This is a genomic window from Ensifer sp. EB106-03-01-XG145 (assembly GCF_058792075.1).
Genome location: NZ_JBYTEC010000002.1, coordinates 314,323 through 330,275, shown reverse-complemented (window position 1 = coordinate 330,275; position 15,953 = coordinate 314,323). Strand labels below are relative to the sequence as shown.

Genomic DNA, 15,953 nt, shown 5'->3' with positions numbered 1-15,953 from the left:
ATGCCAGCCCGTTACCTGTCCATGTTCGCCAGCTTCGCCGCGATCGCCGCGTCGATGGTCGAAAGGTCGTCCTGATCGAGCCGGATCGTTCCGGCCCGGGCATTGTCGAGCGCCTGGCCCGGATTGCGTGCGCCGCAGAGCGCGAAGGTTACGCCCTCCTGTTCAAGCGTCCAGGCAATCACGATCTGGGCGATCGTCGCGCCATGCTTCTCGGCGATTGGCCGGATCGTCTTGGCAAAGGCCGCGACCTTCTCACGATTGCCGACGGAGAAGCGCGGATTGTCGCGACGCTGGTCGTCACCTGAGAAAATGCGCTCTGGTCCGATGCCGCCCGAAAGAAGCCCGAGCGCCAACGAGGAGTAGCTGAGCGTCGCGACGCCGTTGCGCCTCGTCAGTGGCAAATGATCGGCTTCGATCTCGCGATCGATCATGCTGAAGCGTTCCTGGATCGCATCAAGCCCGCCGATTGCGATGTATTGTTCCAGTTCGCCGCGGCCGACATTGCTGGCGCCGATCGCCCTGATCTTGCCCGCCTGGCGCAGCTCTTCGAGGGCGGCCATGGTTTCCTCAATCGGCGTAGTCGGGTCCTGCCAGTGGGTGATGTAGAGGTCGATATAGTCGGTGCCGAGCCGCTTCAGGCTCTGCTCGACCTCATGGCGGATGGCGTCGCGGCCGAGGTAGCGATGCACCGGCTTGCCGTCCTGGTCGAAGAAGTGCCGCCCCTTGTCCGTATGCCAGACGAGACCGCATTTGGTGGCGATGATGGCCTTGTCGCGCCGGCCGGCAAGCGCCTTGCCGACGATTTCTTCCGAACGCCCCAGGCCGTAGGCGGGCGCCGTGTCGATCAGCGTCACGCCGGCGTCGAGCGAGGCCTGGATCGCGGCGATCGATTCCCGCTCGTCGGTGCCGCCCCACATCCAGCCGCCGATCGCCCAGGTGCCGAGCCCGACGGCCGAAGCCTTCACGCCCGATCGGCCGATCTCGCGCATCAACTGTTCCCCACTCATGCCAGAAGTCCCTTTTCGCTTGCCATGGCGAGCACACGCTCACCGGTCGCCTCGTCCGTCACCAGTGTATCGAGATGCCGCCCGCGCATGACGCTGAGGATCGGCCCGGCCTTGTTCGGGCCGCTTGCCACTCCGATCTTCGTCGGGATCGACGCGAACTCCTCAAGCGTCAGCGACACCAGCGAACGGTTGAGGCTGTAGTCGCAGACGCGGCCCTCATCATCGAGCAGATGGGCGAGCAGTTCGCAGCTCGCGCCGGAGCGCTCGATCGCCGCCCGGTCGGTGCTCGATGACGGATGCAGGTCGTAGTAGCTCGAATCGTCTGACAGGATCGAACCGATGCCAACCACCGCGACCTTCGCCTCTCGCGCTCTGCCGAAAACGTCGGCCACCGCGCGCATATTGATCAGCATCGCCCGCTCGGCAGCGCTGTCGGCAAAAAGCGGCGCATGGATCTGAAAGGACCGGCCGCCGAGCCGGTCGGCCATCAGCGTCGAGACGTGGTTGACGTCGGTATAGTGCTTGCCCTGGACGCAGCCGGTCGCCGGGATGACCTCCACATCGAAGCGGCGCGGTGCCTGCAGCCCGGCGACGACGGCGCTGACGCCCTTGCCGCCGGTGATGCAGATGGTGTCGCCGTCGCCAATCTCTTCGAGCAGTAGCCGGGCCGCCGCCTCGCCGACCGCCTGAAGTGCCGTCTGCTGGTTGTCGGAGACCGTCGGGACGACGATCGCGCGGCGGATGCCGCCGATCGCCAGGAGCTGTTCTTCCATGTCGACCAGCGGCTCGATCGGCGACTTGATCTTGATCTCGACCAGGCCGAGCTGGCGGCCGCGCTTGATCAGCCGGTTGACGGTCGGCTGCGAAATGCCGAGCCGGTCGGCGATCTGCGACTGGGTCAGCCCTTCGAGGAAATGCAGGACGAGCGCCTGGTGCATCTGCCTTGCGACGACAAGTTCTTCGCGCGCATTCGAAACAGGGGACAGCGTGGATTTGGCAATCGGCATGTTCAGACGGCCTTCCGCTTGTGCAGCAAGTGGTCGATGGAAACGGCAGCTAAGAGAATGCAGCCTTTGATCATGTCCTGCCAATAGACGGACACGTCGAGCAGGATCAACGAACTGGTGACGACCGAAAGCAGCGCGATGCCGAGAATGGCGCCGAGGATCGTGCCCGAGCCGCCGTTGAGCGAGGCGCCGCCGATGACGGCCGCCGCGATGATGTTGAGCTCCATGCCGACGCCGAAGGTCGGCGTCGCGGCTCCGAAGCGGGACATGTAGATGACGCCGGCGACGCCGGCGAGCGTCGAGCAGAGCACCGTCACCCAGAACTTCACCTGCTTGGTCTTGATGCCCGAGTAGAGCGCCGCCTTTTCATTGCTGCCGGTATAGAACACCTTGCGGAAGGCGGTCGCCCGACGGAGCAGGAAATCGAAGAGGATGACGACCGCAACGAAGATCAGGATGACATAGGGAACGCCGTGGAAGGTGCCCTGCCCCACGGCCTTGAACGAGGCCGGCAGCGTGAACAGTGACAGAGGGGTGCCCTTGGTGATGACCAGGCAGAGACCGCGCACGATCACCATCGCCGCCAGCGACGTGATGAAGTGGTTGAGGCCGACGATGGTGACGAAAAAGCCCATGATCATGCCGATCATGCTGCTTGCAAGGATGCCGACCAGCGAGGCCGTCCAGGGATCGACGCCGGCGAGGAACAGTGAGCCGGCAAGCACCATGGCGAAGCAGACGACCGAGCCGACGGCAAGGTCGATGCCGCCGACGATCAAGAGGATCGTCATGCCGACGACGACGATGCCTTCGACCGAGAAGCTCATCAGCATGGCGCGCATGTTGCCGAAGGTGAGAAAATGCGGCGAGGCGAAGCTCATGACGATCCCGAGTGCGAGGATGATCGCGATCAGCCCGGCTTCGCGCATCGTGCCAATGCGTTTCCAGGCCGGCGCCTGCCTCTCGGTTGCAACCATCGTATCAACTGCCATTTCCGCCTCCCCGGCTCTTTCCGTTCTTTCAGGCGACATGTGCTGCCCCGCCTGTTGCGATCTGATCCGTCTGCGTCACGCCGGACGCCAGGCGGATCACCGCCTCCTCGCTCATATCCGTGTCATCAAGCTCGCCGGCGATCGCGCCCTCCCTTATCACCAGCACCCGGTCGCAAAGCCCAAGCAGTTCCGGCAGTTCCGATGAGATGACGACAATGCCGATGCCGGCTTCCGCCAGTTCGCGCAGCAGCCGATGGATTTCGGACTTCGCGCCAACGTCGATGCCGCGCGTCGGCTCGTCCATCAGGATGACCTGAGGCCGAACGGCAAGCTGCTTGGCGATCGCCACCTTCTGCTGGTTGCCGCCCGAAAGCGACGAGACCGGCATGTCGATGCCGCCCATGCGCACCCCGAGGCGCCGGACAAAATCACGCGCCAGATCGGCCTCGGCCCTCGAATTCAAGAGCCCGAGCGGACCCGTCAGCGTCTTCAGATCGAGGACAGAAATGTTCTGGGCGATCGACAGTTCGGTGAACACGCCGGAGCCCTTGCGGTCCTCGGAGAGGTAGACGATGCCGGTGTTGACGGCATCACGGTAGTTGCCGATCCGCTGGACTTTTCCGCGCAGGGTGATCTCGCCACTAGATTTGGGCCGAAGACCACATATCGCTTCGGCGATCTCGGTGCGGCCCGAGCCGATCAGGCCGCCGATGCCGAGGATCTCGCCGCGCTTCAGATCGAAGGAAACACCGTCGATCCGGTCGCCATCACTCAAGTTACGGACAGAAAGGATGGTCTCGCCCGAGCGCGCTTCCGGCGCCTGTTTTTGCGGATAGAGCTGGCTGATCTCGCGGCCGACCATGCGGCGCACGACATCATCAGGCGTGACGTCCGAAATCTTCTCGGTGACCACATGGCGGCCATCGCGAAACACCGTGACGCGGTCGCAGAGCGAAAAGATTTCGGCCATGCGGTGACTGATATAGATGATCGAAATGCCCGCGGCCTTGAGATCGCGGACGATGGCGAACAGCGCCTGGGCTTCGGCCTCCGTCAGCGCCGCCGTCGGCTCATCGAGGATCAACACGCGGCAGTCGAGTGTCAGCGCCTTGGCGATCTCGACGAGCTGCTGGCTGGAAATGCCGAGGTCGGCGACCTTCCGGCGGACGTCGATCGGTGCCAACCGGTTCATCACACCTTGCGCCTCGCGCTCCAGCGCGCCGTAATTCATCAGCGGCGAGCGACGGCGATTGGTGGCGGCCATGAACATGTTTTCTGCCACCGTCGCGTCCGGGCAGAGCGCGATCTCCTGGTGTACGAGGCCGATCCCGAGCGTCTGGGCGATCGCCGGAGAGCCTATTTTGACAGGTGCTCCGTCAACGAGGATCTCGCCCTCGTTCGGCTGCAGCACACCGGCAATGATGTTCATCAGCGTGGACTTGCCGGCGCCGTTTTCGCCGCAGAGCGCGTGGATCTCTCCGCGCTCAAGCCGAAAATTCACCTCGGTCAACGCCTTCACCGCACCGAAATGCTTGGTGACGCGCCGGACCTCCAGAACCGGTTGTGCTGTCATGCCGTCCTCCACCCGTATCATTGGCTGCCCGGAGCGGACCGGGCAGCCATTTTTCGCCCTTACTCGTCGATACCCTTGGTACCACGACGCTTCAGGTACTTGTCCCAGTAGAAGTCGTCGGCATTCTCGGCTGTGACGATCGAGAGACCATTGTCGACGAAGGGGATGCTCATCGGGTTGAAGCCGGCGCGCTTGGCGTCGTTCATCGGGTCGATCAGTTCCGGGTGCTTGGCCATCCACAGCAGCATGAAGCCCATATAGCCCTGCATGCCCTGGTTCGGGTTGATGGAGCCGAAGACTTCGCCGGCCTTGATCATGTCGAGGATGTTGGCGTTGACGTCGGCGCACATGACGAGCACCTTGCCGCCGCTTTCCTTGCTCGCCTGGGCCGCACCTATTGCAGAGTTCGCTTCCGGCATGAAGACGGCGCCGAGGTTCGGATTGGCCTGGATGATGCTCATCAGGCCCTGATAGGCCTTGTTCGGATCCTGGTTCGAGGCGGCGCGGCCGACGAGCTTCATGTCAGGCCACTTCTCGGCCATGCGATTGACGAAGGCGGTGATGCGCTTGTCGTGGTTGTCCTGGCCGGGGTTTTCGAGAACCGCGTACTCGCCCTTGCCGCCCATCTTCTCGGCGATCGCGTCGGCGGCGTAGGTGCCTTCGCGGCTGTTGTCCGAGGTGATGAAGGAAACACGCTTCGACAGCGGCGAGTCCGCGGCGAAGGTGACGACGGCCGTGCCCTGGTCGATCGCCCGGTTGATCGGCTCGATGAACGGATCGGAGTTCATCGGGTGCACCAGTATCCCGGCCGGATTCTGGGCGAGCGCCTGGTCGAAGGTGGCGATCTGCTTGTTGACGTCATACTCCGGCGTGCCGGTATATTCGGTCTCGCAGCCGAACTGCTGGCCGGCCTGCTTGAACATCTCATAGACCGGGAACCAGTATTCGACGCCGGATACCATGACGTTCATGACGTATTTTTCGCCGGGCTGGCAGCGAAACGGGTTTGTCGTTTCGGCGCTTGCCGAACCGGCCCAGAATGACGTTGCAATGACCGCCAGAGCGGTCGTGCTGAAAAATTTGCGCACGCGTTCCTCCTCGAGGCCGAAGCCCCTCCCAAAAACCGATGGACCGCCTGTTTGCGGCCGCTGAATATGTGAGTTCGCCGGAACTCCTCCTCGACTTCCGACGATTGCGATTAAAGCCGCGGACTCACCGACTGTCAATATAATTCATAGGATGAATAATAATTCATGCGCGATGTGAAAAAACAGCGAGGGGTGGCCTTCAATCTGCTGTCACGGGGATCGGCTAAAGGGCAGCGATGGCTACCCTGCAACAGATCGCCTTTCATGCCGGCTGCTCGCTGGCGACCGTCTCGCGCGTGCTCAACGGCGAAGGCCCCGTCAGCGACGAGATGGTACGGCGCGTGCGTCGGGCCGCCGCCGAGCTCGGCTATCGGCCGGCGACGGCCGCGGGGCGCACCGCCAGCCGCAGCCAACCGGTCGTCGGCGTGCTGGTGCCGAGCGTCACCAACCCGGTCTTCGCCGCCTCGCTTGCCGGCATCCAGCACCGCATGCAGGTGGCAAGCCATGGCGTTCTGATCGCGCAATCGAATTATGATCCCGCACTCGAGGCGCGCGCCGTGCGCTCGCTGCTCGAGCAGCGCCCGACCGGGCTGATCCTGACGCTCTGCGACGCCCGCACCAGCGAGGCGCTTTCGGCGGCGCTGCCGCCGACCGTGCTTCTCAACAACCGGCCTGTCGCCCGCTTCGCCGCCGCCGTCACCGTCGACAATTACCGCGCAGGCTACGAATTGACCCGGCATATCCTTGCGCATGGGCATCGTCGCGTTGTCGTCGTGTCAGGCCATTTCCACTCCTCCGACCGGGCGCGCCTGCGTTACGACGGATATTCCGCCGCCATGCAGGAGGCGGGCGTCCAGCCGATGGAGGCTGTCGAGATCCCCTTCGTCGACGGTTACGAGAACCTCGACCTCGCAGCGGTCCTCGCGCATCACCGCCCGACGGCGATCATCGCCTCCAACGACCTGCTGGCGCTCGGCGTAATCGCGGCGCTCCGACGCGAAGGCCTTTCCGTACCGGATGATGTCTCGGTCGCCGGCTTCGACGGCATCGCCCTCGGGCGATTGATGAGCCCAACACTCACCACGATAGCGATGCCCGACGGAGACATGGGGCTTGCGGCGGCGGCGCTATTGCTCGACATGGCCGAGAACGCCTCCGGCTGCCGCCATCTCAGCCTCGAGTGCCGCCTCTACGGGGGCGGGACCGTTCGCCACCTCGTCTGAGCGACACAGGAACGCCGCCCGCGGAATTTCCTCCGGGGCGGCGACAATCATTAAGGAAATAGTATCAGCTACGCGGCAGCAGGCTTTCGACTTCGGCTGCAGCCTCGTCCAGCGCCTCCTTCGGCGTGGCCGTCTGCTCGACGATGCGCGACAGGTTCTCGACGATTGTCTGCGTGACCTTCACACCGTTGCTGCCGGGGAAGGCATACCAGGGGCGCATCAGCGGCATCTGCTCGAGACCGGCGCGGAACAACGGGTTTTCCTTGTAGAAGTTGGCGAGATACTCCGGCGACTTGGCGGCGAGCTCGTTGTTCGGCACGTAGCCGGTACCGGGAACGACGACCGAGGCGCCATAGGGGCCGGCGGCGAACTTGGCGAATTTCCAGGCGGCTTCCTGCTTTTCGGCATCGCGCGTCAGGATGACGACGGCATTGCCGCCGGTCGGCAGCTTGCCGTTTACCGGATCGATCAGCGGAATGTGCGCGGTGCGCAGGTCGAACTTGCCGCCAACATTCTTGATCGTGTTGCGGAGCGCGCCTGTCGTCTGGAACGCAAAGCCGATCTTGCCGGCAACGAAGGCCTGCTCGCCAGCCTGCTTGGTCAGAACCGGCAGCCCACCTTCCTTGACCATGCGGTCGAGCACGTCGACGGCCTTCTGGCCCTCCGGCCCGTTGAAGGCAACCTTGCTCTCGTCTGCACTCAGCATGTCGCCGCCGGCGCCGAAGAGCAGTGCGGAGAACATCCAGTCGTCGCCCTGCCAGCGGAAGTCGATGCCCTCGTTGCCGTCGCCGAGCGCCTTGATCTTTGCCCCGAGCGCGATGACCTCGTCCCAGGTCTTCGGCGGGCTGTCCGGGTCGCCGCCAGCTTTGCGCACCAGATCGGCATTGTAATACATGATCGGGTTGGAGGTGGCGAAGGCAAGGCCCACCTGCTTGCCGCCGACCTGGGCGAGCTTCAGGATGTTTTCTGAAAAGCCCTGCTCGGCCATATTGCCGTCCTTGGCAATGAACGGGCCGAGATCGACGGGAATGTCGCGCTCGTTGACCATGCGCAGGCGGTTGAGGCCGATGAAGGTGAGATCGGGCATCTCGGCCGTGCCTGCCTGACGCATGATCGTCTGGATGCCTTCCTCATAGGTGGCCGACGGGTTGGCGAAGGTGATCTTGATGTCGGGGTTTTCTTCCATGAACTTCTTCGAGATCGTGTCCATCACGTCCTTGAAGAACCCGGGCATCGGATAGTGGACCGTAAGCTGGGTCTCGGCGTAGGCAGGGGCTGCGAGCATCAGCGATGCGGCAGCCGCAGTGAAAAGCTGTCTCAGATGGTTCATGGTTGTGCTCCAGGTTGGACCGTTCAGCCTTTGAGACCGGTCATGGTGATGCCCTCGACGAAGCGCTTCTGCGCCAGCAGAAATGCAGAAACGAGGGGAAGGGTAATGATGAGGGTCGCCGCCATCAGCGCGCCGTAGTCGTCGCCGGCTTCAGCCGCGCGGAAAAAGAGAAGGCCGAGCGGCGGGGTGGCGTAATCCTGGTTGGTGACGACGATCAGCGGCCAGAAGAGGTCGTTCCAGTGGGCGACCACCGAGAAGATCGCAAAGGCGGTGATCGCCGGCCAGGCGTTCGGCACGATGACCCGTGCGACAATGCCCGCCTCCGACATGCCGTCGAGCCTTGCTGCATGGATCAGGTCGTCGGGCATGGCGCGGAAGAACTGCAGGAACAGGAAGATCGCAAAGACCGAGATCGAGAACGGCGCCACAAGTGCTGCGTAGCTGTTCAGCACCGAGAGCTTGTCAAAGGCGACATAGATCGGCAGCGCCGTCGCATGGATCGGCACCAGCAGTCCGAGCATGACCAGCACCATCATGGCGCGGGCCGCACGAAACTTCAGCTTCGCCATGGCATAGGCGCACGGAATGGCGACGACGATCTGGATGACGAAGATCAGTGCGCAGACAACAACGCCGTTGAAAATCAGGGTCGTCATCGAGACGCGCGACAGAGCCTTGGAGAAGTTCTCGATGTAGGACCACTGCTCCGGGATCAGCGACAGCGACGAGGAGAAGATCTCGCTTTGCGCCTTGCCCGCGGTCGAGACCATGAAGATGTAGGGCGCGAGGAAGAGCAGCGCGCCAAGCGACAGGACCGCGAGGCGTGCGATACGGGCGACGGAGAGAGCGTTCGTGATCATGCGTAGTGCACCTTCCGGTCGAGCACGCGGTACTGCAGGAACATCAGGACGACGAGGATCAAGAGAAAGACGACGGTCATCGCCGAGGCGTAGCCGACGCGCAGGTAGACGAAACCCTCCTGGTAGATGGTGAAGAGCAGCACTTCCGATGCCTTGTTTGGCCCGCCCTCGGTCAGCGTCTTCACCGTCTCGAAGACCTTCACCGAATTGATGATGCTGATGGTGGTGACAAACAGCGTCGTCGGCCCGAGCATCGGCCAGGTCACCAGCCGGAAGCGGTCGAGCCAGGACTTGGCACCGTCGACTTCGGCTGCTGAATAGAGCTCCCGCGGAATGGCGGTGAGACCTGCGAGGAACAGCACCATGTTGAAGCCGACCGACTGCCAGACGCCGATGATCGAGAGGCCGTAGAGCACCGTGCCCGAAGCGCCGAGCCAGTTGGGGCCGGCAATGCCGAAGAGGGCAAGGAAGGTGTTGATCGGGCCGATGGTCGGATGGAAGAGGAACTGCCAGACGGTCGCCATGGCGACGAGCAGCGATGCGACCGGCAGGAAATAAACCGTGCGGAAGAAAGCCCGGCCCTTGGTTTCCGCCTCGATCAGCATGGCGATCGCAAGCGCCAGAACGATCGAGACCGGCGTGACGATCGCCGTGTAGACGGCGGTGTTCCAGAGCGACCGGCGGAAGGTGCGGTCGCCGAAGAGTTCGGCGTAATTCTCGAAGCCGACAAAACGAAAGCTGCCGTAGCCGAGCTCGAAATCGGTAAAACCGAGCACGATCACCGCAAGCGTCGGCAGCAGGATGAAGAGAAAGAGGAGGAGGATCGCCGGAAGCGCGAGCAGCCAGGCGATGCGGGCCTCGCGCGTCGCGGGCTCGGCGAGTGCGGTTTCGAAGGTCGCGACGCTAGCCATTGATCTTCTCCCGCGTCGCCGCAACAGCAAGCGGCTCGGCCTGAAGGCGCGCGCCGTCGTGATCGAAGAGCATCGCGCGCTCGGGCAGGATCTCGACATCCACCGGCTGGCCGAGGCTAAGCGAAGCGGCCTCGGATGGAGCTGCCTTAGACGTCATGATTTCGCCGATCGCGTCGAGGCGGGCATGGACGATGACTTCCGAGCCGAGGAATTCCATGCGCTCGATCCGCGCGCTCAGACGGCCGGCAACTTGTGCATGAAAGCGAACGTATTCCGGGCGGACCGCGAGCTTCACCGCCGCGTCAGGTGCCTGCCCCCGTTTCGCCAGCAGCATCAGATCACCGAAGCGCACGATGCCGGCGGCATCGGTGCGGGTATCCACCACATTGATCTTCGGCTGGCCGAGAAAGCGCGCGACTTCGACATGGGAGGGGTTGTCGTAGATCTCCTTCGGGTTGGCCAATTGCAGCAGATTGCCGCCGATCATGACGGCGACCCGATCGGCCATCGACAGCGCTTCCGACTGGTCGTGGGTGACATAGAGCGTCGGGACGCCGGCGCGGCGGTGGAGATCGACGATCTCGCCGCGGGCATGGACGCGCAGGTTGGCATCGAGATTGGAGAGCGGCTCGTCCATCAGGAAGACGGCGGGGCGGCGCACCATGGCGCGGGCAAGCGCCACGCGCTGACGCTGGCCGCCGGACATCTGGCCCGGTTTGCGGTCGAGCAGATGGTCGATCTTCAGCGCGCCGGCCATTTCCTTGACCTGGCGCTGGATATCGGTGCGGATCTGCTTCTGCCCCGGCATAAGATTGCCGATGACGGGAAGGCGCTGCGCCGCCGTCAGGCGCCGCATGGCGAGCGGCACAGCGATATTTTCTCCGGCGGTCAGGTGCGGATAGAGGGCATAGGACTGAAACACCATCGCGACATTGCGATCGGCCGCAGCCTTGCGCACGACGCTGCGTGCACCGATGACGATCTCGCCGGTATCGCCGTGATCAAGCCCGGCCACGATTCGAAGAAGCGTGCTCTTGCCGCAGCCGGAAGGACCGACAAGCGCGATGAATTCGCCCACTTCGGCCTCCAGGCTGATGCCTTTCAGGATGGCGTTGCCGCCATAGGATTTGGTGATGCCGCGCAGCGAAAGCACGCTCATTGCGCCGCCTCCACCTTAAGCTTCTTCTTGGCGGCGAGCGGATAGACCTCCTCGACGATCAGATCGAGCACGTGGCTGACGAGCCCCGGAACGGCAACGATCTCGCTCACGACGCCGGCTTCGCTGAACGTGTGCACGACGGCACCGACCAGCCGTTCGCCCGGCATCGGCCGCTCCAGGGTGTCGATGATGAAAGAGGTCGGCGGCGCCCAGACGAGCGCAGTGCCGGCATGTTCGCCCGTCCAGGCCCAATGCAGGTGGCCGCTCGCATGTAGCGCCACGTCGGCGCCGGCGAAGAGATCAAACAGACGCCGGCGCTGGCGGGGGCGGATGCCCCAGTAGCCGGTGTCGCCTTCCTGCGGTCCATCGACGAAGAGCGGCTTGTGGGCAAAGACCGCCACCTTGCGCCCGTCGCGGTCTCGCAACTGCTCTTCCAGCCAGGCGAATTGCTTCTCCTCTTCCTCGTCCTCGAAGCCCACAAGAAGGCTGTTGAAGCCGACCAGTCGCCAATCACCGTGATCGGAGACCCAGTAGTCCGGGCCGGCGAGTCCGCGCCAGCGGGCAAGACGCTCCGGGTCGACCGGTTGGTGCGAGCCCGGCAGATGGCCGACGTCATGATTGCCGGGAACGACGAGCACCGGCATCGAGAGCCGGTTGATCAGGCCCAGCGAAAAGGTGATGTCGTCTTCACGGTCGGCGCCGTCGATCGTGAGGTCGCCGGTGTGGATGACGAGATCAGGCGCCATTTCCTCGATCCAGGCGCGAACCGGCTCCCAATTGTTGTTGAAATGGCTCTTGGAGGGGCTGAGATGGGTGTCGCTGATCTGGACGATCTTCATGGGAACGGGCCTCCGACGATGGCTTCAAGGCGTGCTCATCGGAGGGATTTCTCTCCCCTCCGATGCGGTTGGCCGCAGTCTTTAGGGGCTTGCCATGTCAGTTTGGTAACAGTCGTTCTCAGCTGATTTTCAGTTTCTCCATGAAAGCGTCACCTTCAGGAAAGCCAACCGGTCGCGAAGTTCACCCTTGCGCGTCCTGATGGAAGCGTTGCGGTCGGTGTGCTCAAAATTTCATACTATTGTATACAATAATTTGCGCATATTGACGACGAAAAGCTCAATTCGTGAGCAGTCGCCCTAAACCGATAACGACTGCAGCCGGCAGCCGAAACGGCCATTGTCGCGCGAAAACATAGCCTTAGGCTCGGCGAACGAAATTGGCACGATTGATGCTTCTTCTCTGGTGCAAGGAGAACGCTCATGTCGAAAGCCGCAGAGATCGATATCGTATCCGTTTCCAAGATGTACGGCTCCACCACCGCCGTACACTCCATCAGCCTGAAAATCCCCGCCGGAAGCTATTGCTGCTTCCTCGGTCCTTCCGGCTGCGGCAAGACCTCGACGCTGCGCATGATCGCCGGCCATGAGAACATCTCTTCGGGAGACCTGCGCCTCGGCAATGTCGTCGTCACCGATTTTCCGCCGGCCAGGCGCAGCACGGCGATGATGTTTCAATCCTATGCGCTGTTCCCGCATCTCGACCTCGTCGACAACGTTGCCTTCAGCCTGAAGATGAAGGGCGTCGACCGCGACACCCGCCGCACCAGGGCGTTCGACATGCTGAGATTGATGCAGATGGAGGCCTATGCCTCCAGGCGTCCGGCCCAGCTTTCCGGCGGCCAGCAGCAGCGCGTGGCGCTTGCCCGTGCCCTCATCACCGAGCCGGAAGCGCTGCTGCTCGACGAGCCGTTGTCGGCGCTCGATCCATTCCTGAAGATCCGCATGCGTGCGGAACTCAAGAAGCTGCAGAAGACGCTCGGCATCACCTTCGTGCACGTCACCCACAGCCAGGAAGAGGCAATGGCGCTCGCGGACCTGATCGTGGTGATGAACAACGGCCGGATCGAGCAGGCCGCGGCCCCGCGCACGGTGTTCGAACGGCCGGCCACCGCCTTTGTCGCGCGCTTCATGGGCGACCACAACGTGCTTTCTGGAAAAGTCCGGTCGATCACCGACAACATCGTCGAGATGGAGACGGCAGAGGGTCAGGTCTTTTCGGTGCGCGATATCGCCCAGGAAGTCGGCCGGGCCATCGATATCGGCATCCGCACCGATCGTGTGCGGCTCGATCCGCCGAGCGAGGAGGGCCTAGGCTTCCAGGCAGTGGTTTCCAACATCGAATATCGCGGCGCCTCGGTGAAGCTCACCGCCATCGGTGCCGGCAGCGACGACTTCACGCTGATCGTCAGCGACGCTGACTATTTCAGGAAGCCTGTCGCGGTCGGTGACGCGGTGTCCCTGAGCTGGACCCTGGAGGACGTCGTCCCCCTCGGCCGCCTTTCCGCATGAGCTAATCAACCATCACAAGAAGGGGAACTGCACATGACGACTGAAACTAAAACCGAAAAGCCTGGCGCCGGCCTGACACGCCGATCGTTGTTGAAGACCGGCGCTGCCGCCGTCGGCGCCATCGCCGGATCGGGTGCCATCACCGGCTTCCCGACCATTTGGGCCCAGAACCCGATCACGCTTCGCCAGTTCGGCACCGGCGTTTCCAACATCAATGCGATTGCCGAGAAGTGCAAACAGGACCTCGGCATCACCTTGGAAATGACGGCGACCGATTCCGACGCCGCCGCCCAGCGTGCGGTGACCCAGCCCGATTCCTACGACATCGCCGACATCGAATACTGGATTGCCAAGAAGGTCTTCCCAGCCGGCGTGATGCAGCCGATGGACGTGAAAAAGATCAAGTACTTCGACAAGATCGTGCCGCTGTTCATCGACGGCAAGCTGAAACCCGAAAGCGTGGTCGCCCAGGGGACCGCACCGCACACCGTCGGCTTCGTCGAGGCGCAAGATTCCAAGACCTTCGCCAAGTCGCCGACCGACTGGATGACGCTGATCCCGACGATCTACAACGCGGACACGCTCGGCATTCGCCCCGATCTCGTCGGGCGCGAGATCTCGACCTGGGCCGACATCATGGACCCGGCGTTCAAGGGTAAGACCGCGATCCTCAACATTCCTTCGATCGGCATCATGGACGCCGCGATGATCATGGAGGCGCTCGGCAACATCAAATATGCCGACAAGGGCAACATGACCACGGACGAGATCGACAAGACGATCGACTTCCTGATCAAGGCCAAGCAGGACGGCCAGTTCCGTGCCTTCTGGAAGTCCTTCGACGAGAGCGTCAACCTGATGGCTTCGGGCGAAGTCGTCATCCAGTCCATGTGGTCGCCGGCCGTCGCCGCCGTCCGTTCCAAGGGCATCGCCTGCAAGTACCAGCCGCTGAAAGAAGGTTATCGCGCCTGGGGCGGCGGCCTCGGGCTTGCCGCCCATCTCCAGGGCGCACAGCTCGACGCGGCTTATGAGTACATCAACTGGTACCTCTCCGGCTGGGTCGGCGCCTACCTCAACCGTCAGGGCTACTACTCCGCCGCGATGGAGACCGCCAAGGGCTTCATGTCCGAGGACGAGTGGGGTTTCTGGGTGGAAGGCAAGCCCGCCCAAGGCGACATCCTTTCGCCGGAGGGCAAGATCATGGAGAAAGCGGGTGCGGTGCGCGACGGCGGCTCGTTCGAGGAACGCATGGGCAAGGTCGCCTGCTGGAACTCTGTGATGGACGAGGACCGTTACATGATCAAGCGCTGGAACGAGTTCATCGCGGCGTAATCGCCGGCGCGGAAGCGCCCCCTCACCCTAACCTTCTCCCCGCAGGTGGGGAGAGGGGACGTGCCACATCGGCCGGCCGAGCGTGCACATAGGCGATCAAGAATGAGCGGGACGGCGACGCATCTCCCTTCTCCCGCAAGCGGCGAGAAGGTGCCGGCAGGCGGATGAGGGGCGGACCCCGATCGCAGAAATCCAGAGAGGAACGACGATGGCGACACTTGCGACGTCCCAGCCAGGGGAAATCAGGACAGAGAAGGCATCCCGTCGCCGGGGCGCTCCGCGCGCGCTGGCCTCCCATCTCCAGGCAACCCCTCTCCTTTTGATCCTCGGCTTCTTCTTCGTGCTGCCGATCCTGACCATCATCGTCGTCAGCTTCTGGGACTATGACTTCGCCGGTCTCTATCCGGACTTCCTGACGATGAACTACGCCGATACGCTCGGCTCGTGGGTCACCTGGAAGACCTATCTCAACACGCTGAAATTCACCGCCCTCGTCTGGGCGCTGACGCTCTTAATCGGCTTCTGGGTCGCCTATTTCCTCGCCTTCCATGTCCGCACAACGACCATGCAGATGGTGCTGTTCCTCGTCTGCACCGTGCCGTTCCTGACCTCGAACATCATCCGCATGATTTCCTGGATCCCGGTGCTCGGCCGCAACGGCCTTGTCAATTCGACCCTGATCGAGCTTGGCCTGATCCCACAGCCGATCGAGTGGCTGCTCTACTCCGACTTTGCCGTGGTGCTTGCCATGGTGCATCTCAACACGCTGTTCATGGTCACGCCGATCTTCAATACGCTGATGCGGATCGATCGCTCGCTGATCGAGGCGGCGCGCGACTGCGGCGCTTCCGGCGGCCAGATCCTCTGGAACGTCATCCTGCCGCTCGCCAAGCCGGGCATCGCGATCGGCTCGATCTTCGTCGTCACGCTCGTCATGGCAGATTTCTCAACGGTGCAGGTCATGTCCGGCGGCCAGAGCGCCTCCGTCGCGCTGATGATGAAGAACCAGATGTCGCTGCTGCAATATCCGGCAGCGGCCGCCAATGCCGTGGTGCTTCTGATCGTCGTGCTCTTGATGGTCGCCGCGATCCTGCGCGTCGTCGACATCCGCAAGGAGCTTTGA

14 protein-coding genes are annotated in these 15,953 nt (G+C 63.0%); 4 read left to right on the top strand and 10 right to left on the bottom strand.

Annotated elements, in window-relative coordinates; genetic code table 11:
- Positions 1-11: 11 nt before the first annotated feature.
- The 5 genes from AC3WWH_RS10150 to AC3WWH_RS10130 are packed head-to-tail and all read right to left on the bottom strand — an operon-like array spanning position 12 to position 5,667.
- On the bottom strand, positions 12-1,007 hold the full coding sequence (locus tag AC3WWH_RS10150; RefSeq protein ID WP_492376964.1) for an aldo/keto reductase: 996 nt from the start codon (positions 1,005-1,007) through the stop codon (positions 12-14).
- Positions 1,004-2,014, bottom strand: coding sequence for a sugar-binding transcriptional regulator (locus tag AC3WWH_RS10145; protein ID WP_058322903.1), 1,011 nt, complete (start codon positions 2,012-2,014; stop codon positions 1,004-1,006). The genes AC3WWH_RS10150 and AC3WWH_RS10145 overlap by 4 nt, the downstream gene beginning before the upstream one ends.
- A gap of 2 nt (positions 2,015-2,016) precedes the next feature.
- Entirely contained in the window at positions 2,017-3,006 is a 990-nt protein-coding gene (locus AC3WWH_RS10140) for an ABC transporter permease (protein WP_058322902.1), read from the bottom strand.
- A 28-nt stretch (positions 3,007-3,034) separates the two neighbouring features.
- Positions 3,035-4,579 (bottom strand): sugar ABC transporter ATP-binding protein, encoded by a 1,545-nt coding sequence (locus AC3WWH_RS10135; protein WP_492376963.1) that lies wholly within the window; start codon positions 4,577-4,579, stop codon positions 3,035-3,037.
- Positions 4,580-4,638: 59 nt separating this feature from the next.
- A complete protein-coding gene (locus AC3WWH_RS10130; protein ID WP_057251800.1) occupies positions 4,639-5,667 on the bottom strand; it encodes a substrate-binding domain-containing protein in 1,029 nt (342 codons plus the stop codon).
- Positions 5,668-5,903: 236 nt separating this feature from the next.
- On the opposite strand from AC3WWH_RS10130, the gene AC3WWH_RS10125 reads away from it, so the two are divergent.
- The gene (locus AC3WWH_RS10125; protein WP_492376962.1) at positions 5,904-6,890 is read left to right on the top strand and encodes a substrate-binding domain-containing protein; all 987 of its coding nucleotides are present in this window, start codon (positions 5,904-5,906) and stop codon (positions 6,888-6,890) included.
- A gap of 64 nt (positions 6,891-6,954) precedes the next feature.
- Here the strand turns inward: AC3WWH_RS10125 and AC3WWH_RS10120 are convergent, their stop codons facing one another.
- From AC3WWH_RS10120 to AC3WWH_RS10100, 5 genes are read right to left on the bottom strand one after another with little or no spacing between them, the layout of a single operon-like run.
- Positions 6,955-8,220 (bottom strand): ABC transporter substrate-binding protein, encoded by a 1,266-nt coding sequence (locus AC3WWH_RS10120; protein WP_058322898.1) that lies wholly within the window; start codon positions 8,218-8,220, stop codon positions 6,955-6,957.
- Between the two features lie 23 nt (positions 8,221-8,243).
- The gene (locus AC3WWH_RS10115; protein WP_113398597.1) at positions 8,244-9,080 is read right to left on the bottom strand and encodes a carbohydrate ABC transporter permease; all 837 of its coding nucleotides are present in this window, start codon (positions 9,078-9,080) and stop codon (positions 8,244-8,246) included.
- Entirely contained in the window at positions 9,077-9,991 is a 915-nt protein-coding gene (locus tag AC3WWH_RS10110) for a carbohydrate ABC transporter permease (protein ID WP_058322896.1), read from the bottom strand. Before AC3WWH_RS10110 ends, AC3WWH_RS10115 begins: the two co-directional genes overlap by 4 nt.
- The gene (locus AC3WWH_RS10105) at positions 9,984-11,150 is read right to left on the bottom strand and encodes an ABC transporter ATP-binding protein (protein WP_113398596.1); all 1,167 of its coding nucleotides are present in this window, start codon (positions 11,148-11,150) and stop codon (positions 9,984-9,986) included. The genes AC3WWH_RS10110 and AC3WWH_RS10105 overlap by 8 nt, the downstream gene beginning before the upstream one ends.
- Positions 11,147-11,989, bottom strand: a complete 843-nt coding sequence (locus AC3WWH_RS10100) for a metallophosphoesterase family protein (RefSeq protein WP_058322894.1) — start codon at positions 11,987-11,989, stop codon at positions 11,147-11,149. Before AC3WWH_RS10100 ends, AC3WWH_RS10105 begins: the two co-directional genes overlap by 4 nt.
- A gap of 420 nt (positions 11,990-12,409) precedes the next feature.
- Between AC3WWH_RS10100 and AC3WWH_RS10095 the strand changes: the two genes are divergently transcribed.
- The 3 genes from AC3WWH_RS10095 (at position 12,410) to AC3WWH_RS10085 (ending at position 15,953) form a co-directional block, all read left to right on the top strand.
- On the top strand, positions 12,410-13,498 hold the full coding sequence (locus AC3WWH_RS10095) for an ABC transporter ATP-binding protein (protein ID WP_058322893.1): 1,089 nt from the start codon (positions 12,410-12,412) through the stop codon (positions 13,496-13,498).
- Positions 13,499-13,531: 33 nt separating this feature from the next.
- Positions 13,532-14,830: an ABC transporter substrate-binding protein gene (locus AC3WWH_RS10090; protein WP_057251808.1), complete on the top strand. Its 1,299-nt coding sequence runs from the start codon at positions 13,532-13,534 to the stop codon at positions 14,828-14,830.
- Between the two features lie 208 nt (positions 14,831-15,038).
- On the top strand, positions 15,039-15,953 hold the full coding sequence (locus AC3WWH_RS10085) for an ABC transporter permease (protein ID WP_058322892.1): 915 nt from the start codon (positions 15,039-15,041) through the stop codon (positions 15,951-15,953).

What these genes read in the sequence shown, in the direction of transcription:
- AC3WWH_RS10095 (WP_058322893.1), top strand. Translation starts at nt 12,410, where the DNA reads ATGTCGAAAGCCGCAGAGATCGATATCGTATCCGTTTCCAAGATGTAC.
- AC3WWH_RS10125 (WP_492376962.1), top strand. Translation starts at nt 5,904, where the DNA reads ATGGCTACCCTGCAACAGATCGCCTTTCATGCCGGCTGCTCGCTGGCG.
- AC3WWH_RS10145 (WP_058322903.1), bottom strand. Translation starts at nt 2,014, where the DNA reads ATGCCGATTGCCAAATCCACGCTGTCCCCTGTTTCGAATGCGCGCGAA.
- AC3WWH_RS10105 (WP_113398596.1), bottom strand. Translation starts at nt 11,150, where the DNA reads ATGAGCGTGCTTTCGCTGCGCGGCATCACCAAATCCTATGGCGGCAAC.
- AC3WWH_RS10120 (WP_058322898.1), bottom strand. Translation starts at nt 8,220, where the DNA reads ATGAACCATCTGAGACAGCTTTTCACTGCGGCTGCCGCATCGCTGATG.
- AC3WWH_RS10110 (WP_058322896.1), bottom strand. Translation starts at nt 9,991, where the DNA reads ATGGCTAGCGTCGCGACCTTCGAAACCGCACTCGCCGAGCCCGCGACG.
- AC3WWH_RS10150 (WP_492376964.1), bottom strand. Translation starts at nt 1,007, where the DNA reads ATGAGTGGGGAACAGTTGATGCGCGAGATCGGCCGATCGGGCGTGAAG.
- AC3WWH_RS10085 (WP_058322892.1), top strand. Translation starts at nt 15,039, where the DNA reads ATGGCGACACTTGCGACGTCCCAGCCAGGGGAAATCAGGACAGAGAAG.
- AC3WWH_RS10135 (WP_492376963.1), bottom strand. Translation starts at nt 4,579, where the DNA reads ATGACAGCACAACCGGTTCTGGAGGTCCGGCGCGTCACCAAGCATTTC.
- AC3WWH_RS10115 (WP_113398597.1), bottom strand. Translation starts at nt 9,080, where the DNA reads ATGATCACGAACGCTCTCTCCGTCGCCCGTATCGCACGCCTCGCGGTC.
- AC3WWH_RS10140 (WP_058322902.1), bottom strand. Translation starts at nt 3,006, where the DNA reads ATGGCAGTTGATACGATGGTTGCAACCGAGAGGCAGGCGCCGGCCTGG.
- AC3WWH_RS10090 (WP_057251808.1), top strand. Translation starts at nt 13,532, where the DNA reads ATGACGACTGAAACTAAAACCGAAAAGCCTGGCGCCGGCCTGACACGC.
- AC3WWH_RS10100 (WP_058322894.1), bottom strand. Translation starts at nt 11,989, where the DNA reads ATGAAGATCGTCCAGATCAGCGACACCCATCTCAGCCCCTCCAAGAGC.